Source organism: uncultured Propionibacterium sp., assembly GCF_963539965.1.
Taxonomy (GTDB): Bacteria; Actinomycetota; Actinomycetes; order Propionibacteriales; family Propionibacteriaceae; genus Propionibacterium.
Genome location: NZ_CAUTOU010000106.1, coordinates 1 through 4778 on the forward strand (window position 1 = coordinate 1; position 4778 = coordinate 4778).

Below are 4778 nucleotides of genomic sequence, written 5' to 3' on the forward strand. Positions count from 1 at the left end.
CCCAGTCGGCGGGCAGGGCCATGGCCAGGTCGCGGTAGACCTCGACCGTTCCGAAGCCGCCGTGCACGAGGACGGCCTTCGTCCGGCCGCCGGGCGCGAGCCAGACCAGGCTCTCGCCGCCGCCCGCCCGCCCCGCCGGCTCGCGGGGCTCCGGAGCCGCCCGCACGAGCCGGGCCAGCCGGGCGGCGCTGGGATCGCTCAGGGCCGAGGCGAGCGGGATGCGTACGCCGGTGCGGCTCTCGATCTCCTTGACCAGGGCGATGAAGCCCAGCGAGTCCACGCCGGCGTCGAACAGATTCTCCGGCGCGGCCAGCGCGGGCATCCTCAGCTGCTCGCGGGCGATGGCCAGGACCTCTCCGGCGTCCTCCTGCTCGGCCCGCCCGTCCTCGGCCGGACGCGCGGCGGGGCGCCCGGCCCGCCCGCCCATGCGGCTCAGCAGCGCCCTCTTGACCATGACGGCCGAGCCCGCGGGCACCGGCGGCGGGTCGGCCCGGCCGGCGGCGCAGCGGCGCAGAGTGGCGAGATAGTGCTCGAAGAGCTCGGTCATCATCGTCGCGTCGAAGAAGGACTCGACGTAGTCCCACGATACGGCGATCTGTCCGCCCATCGGGACCAGCTGGTTGTCGAGCAGCACCTGCGGGGTCTGGGAGAGCGCGTGGTGGATCCGGCCGAGGACACTGGCGTCGCGGCCGGGCAGCTCGGGCTGGTCGGCGTCGAAGAGCAGCGAGGTCAGCACGAAGGGCGCGATCGCCTGACCGACGGCGTGCCTGCGCCGCGCGATCTCCGAGATCATCCGCACCCCCGAGTAGCTGGCGTCCAGGTGCTCGAGCAGATCGTGCTGCACGCGCCGGGCCGTCCCGAACAGATCGGGCCGTCCGGTCGCGTCGTAGCTGAGCAGCACCACGCCGGTGAAGTCGCCGACGACATTGCCCGTGTCGGCGATGCGCCGGTCGCGGTTGTAGGTCGTCACATTGATGCCGACGCGCCCGCCGGCGGCCCACAGGCCCAGTGATCCGACGTAGGCCGCGGCGAACAGCGACGAGATGCTCACCCCGTGCGCCCTGGCCTGCTCGCGCAGGGCGGCGGCCTGCTCGGCGCCGATCAGCTGCGAGAGTCGGCGGACGCTGGGGGCGGCGTCCATACGGGCGCCGGGCAGCTCCGGCAGGACATTGCCGACGGGGAAGCCGTCGACGATGCCGTCCACCTGGGGCCCGGTCAGCTGCCCGAAGGCGGATCCGCGGCCGGCCCGCAGGCGCATCACGTAGTCGCGGAAGCGTCCGCCCAGCGGCAGGGGTTCGCGGCCCTCGTAGAGCCGGGTCAGGTCCTCCAGGATGATGCGCTGGCTGGCGCCGTCGGCGAGCAGCATGTCGATGCTGAGGAAGAGCCGGTAGCGGCCCCGTCCCAGGTCGATGGCGCTCAGCGAGTACTGGGGCCAGGTGCCGGGCGCGAAGCGCTCGTGGCTGAGCAGGGCGCGCCGCTCGGCTATGGCCCGCTCGACGGTCCGGTCGTCGGCGCCGGACAGATCGGTGACCTCGATGCGGTAGCGGGGCGCCCGCTCCATGATCCGCTGGGTGCCGTCGTCGCCGATGACGGCGTGCAGCATGGGGTGGCGCGCGATGAGGGCGTTGAAGGCGTCCTCGAGACGGGCCATGTCGAGTTCGTTCTCGGACTCGACGTAGTAGTGCTCGGCGACCCCGCCCAGGGCGAAGGCCTCGCTGCGGCCGACCAGATAGGCCAGCTGCATGTCGGTCAGCGGGAAGGGGTCGAAGTCACCGCCCTGCTCGCCCGGCGCCTCGTCGACGGGCCCGGCGGCGTCCCCGACCGGCCGCGCCCGTTCGAGGAGCTCGCCGACGCGGGCGAGGGTGGGCTCGACGATGACATCGCGGAAGCGCAGGGCGCGCCCACTGGCGCGCCGGACCCGGCGCAGCATCTCCTGGAACTTCAGCGAATCGCCGCCGAGCTCGAAGAACGAGGCGTCGTCGCTCGTCACCGGCCCCTTGAGAACGTCCTCCCAGAGTTCGCGCAGCGGACCTCGGAATGATCCGGACGGCGGCGCGGGGGCCCGCCCGGCCGCGCCGATGCGCTCCTCGAGGAGGCGCTGCAGGGCCGGCCGGTCGACCTTGCCGTGGCCGTTCACGGGCACCTCGTCCAGGCCGATGACGTGCTGCGGCACCATGTACTCGGGCAGCTTGCGGCGGGCCAGGGCGGTGTACCTCGCCGCCTCGACGCCGGCCCCGGGGCGCTCCGGGACGACGAAGGCGACCAGCGCATCGCGGCCGAGGTGGTCAAGCACGGCGGCCAGCACGAGCCGGGTGCCGTCCGCCTCGGACAGCACGGCCTCGATCTCGCCGAGCTCGATGCGGTGCCCGCGCACCTTCACCTGACGGTCGCGTCTGCCCAGGAAGTCGATGAAGCCGTGTTCGTTGAAGACGCCGATGTCACCGGTGCGGTAGATGCGCCCGTAGTCCTCGGTGTCGACGAAGACCGCGTCGGTCCTGTCCTTCTCGCCGCGGTAGCCGAGGGCCACCCCGGCGCCCGCGATGCAGATCTCTCCGGGCACCCCGACCGGGCAGGGGCGCCCGTCGAAGCCCATGACGTACATCCGCTGGTTCGCCAGCGGATAACCGTAGGGGATCGTCCCGGGGTCCCGGTCGCCGTCGAACCGGTAATGGATCGACCAGATGCTGCCCTCGGTGGCGCCGCCGAGGCTGTTGATGTCCGCGTTCGGGAAGATCGTGCGGGCCCGCCCGGGCAGATCGGCGGCGATGCGGTCGCCGCTCATCATGAGCAGGCGCAGGCCCGGGTACCGCGTGCCGGCCTCGGCGCGCAGCAGGGCGAGCTCGACGAGGGCGGGCGTGGAGCTCCACACGGTCACCCCGCACCGGCCCAGCACTGCGTGGATCTCGTCGGCGTCGCGCTCGTCGTCGACGACGGCGAGCAGGGCGCCGGCGCCCAGGGCCCCGTAGATGTCGTAGACGGACAGGTCGAAGCTGAGCGCCGACAGGCCGATGATCACGTCCTCGGGGCCCACGCCGAAGCGGGTGTTGATGTCGTTGATCGTGTTGACCGCGCCGGCGTGGGTGATCTCGACCCCCTTGGGCCGGCCGGTCGAGCCGGAGGTGAAGATGACGTAGGCCAGCGCCCCGGGGTCGACCTCGACGTCCCGGAAGGCGCCCGGATAGGAGGCGGCGCCCAGCTCGTCGTAGCTGTCGTCGGCCAGGACGAGGCCGATCGCACCGGAGGCCCGCGCGATGTAGGCGCGGCGCTCGGCCGGGTGTGCGGCGCTGACCGGCACGAAGGAGGCCCCGGCGCGCAGCACGGCCAGCTGGTTGATGATCGACATCGGGTGCTTGGTCGACTCGATCATGACCACATCGCCGGGCCGGCAGCCCCTGTCGACGAGCAGCCCGGCGAGCCGGGCGGAGATCTCCTCGACCTGGGCGTAGCTGTACTCGAGCCCGAGGGCGGGGCTGACGATGGCCGGGCGGGCGGCGTGCTCGGCGAAGGAGGCGCGCACGGCGCTCATGAGGGTGCCGCCGGGGAGCGGGGCGGCGGTGTCGTTGTAGGCGACGACGCGCCGCTCGGTGGCCCGGTCGCGCACCGGCAGCGGCTCGCCGCCGTCGGCGTACTGCGCAACGGCCTCGATCATCGCGTCGAACATCGTCCGGACGTCGAAGCCGAAGTACTCGGGCACGTAGTCCCATGACAGGCTCACCGAGTCGCGGTGGGGCATGGCCTGCATGTCGAGGAAGACCTGGCTGGTCTGCGTATAGGCGTGCTCCACCCGCAGCCCCGAGGAGTGGTCGGCGCCGGCGGCGCCCTCGACGAAGCTGGTGAAGACCACCGGCATGAGGGCCTCCTGCTGCGGGGCCGATCCGCGCAGGAACTCGGACATCACCTCGACGCCGGAGCAGCCGCGGTTCATCAGACCCGCGACGGTGTCGGCGTGGATGGCCGCCGACACCGCGTCGACACCGCCGGCCGCCGTCGTGTCGATGCCGATCAGCATGGACGAGGTGAAGTCGCCCATGACCCGGGCGCCGGCGTCCAGCTCGGCGCGCTCGGTGACGGTCATGTTCACGCTGAAGGCGCCCCGATCGGCCCAACGGGCCAGGACGCCGGCGTGGACGGCCAGCAGCGCGGCGGTGGTGCTGACGCCGGTGCGCCCGGCGCGGGCCCTGATCCTCTCGAGGAGCTCGCGCGGCAGCACGGCGGAGCAGCGGCGGGTCGACCAGCCGTCCAGGACGGTCACGCCCGGTTTGAAGCGGGGCGCCGGCGGCAGTTCCGGCGCCTTCCCGGCCCAGTAGGCCAGGGAGCGCTCGCGCACGGCCCCGCCCCTGCGCGCAGCCAGTTCCCGGGCGGCCCGGGCGTAGGGGACCACCGGGGCCGGGGGCCGGCCGGCCAGGCGGTCGTCGATCTCGCGCAGCAGGACGTACACCGAGGCGGCGTCCACGATGATCATGTTGAGGAAGACGCACAGCCGCGTGGCGTCCCCGTGCTCGACGAGGGCGACTCCGTACAGCCGCTCGCCCTCGTTGGAGGCCCTGGCCTCGGCGATGAGCCCGGCGCGGACGCCGGCGACCAGCCCGTCGGCGTCCCGGCCGCGGACCGCGGCGTGGACGGGGATCGGGGCCGGCGCGGCGGCGGGCTCGACGAGGACGCGGGCGTTCTCCTCGTCCAGGCGGGCGCGGAAGACGTCGTGCCGGTCCATGACCCCGCGCACCGCCGCGGCGGCCTCGTCGGCGCCGACCGGCAGCAGGGCCTCGAGGTAGACGAAG

The 4778-nt window shown here is 73.4% G+C and carries 1 protein-coding gene; it reads right to left on the reverse strand.

The genetic code is table 11. The features are described from left to right. The coding region (locus tag R2N01_RS11135; protein ID WP_316671198.1) for a non-ribosomal peptide synthetase at positions 1–4778 on the reverse strand (4778 nt) is incomplete at both ends.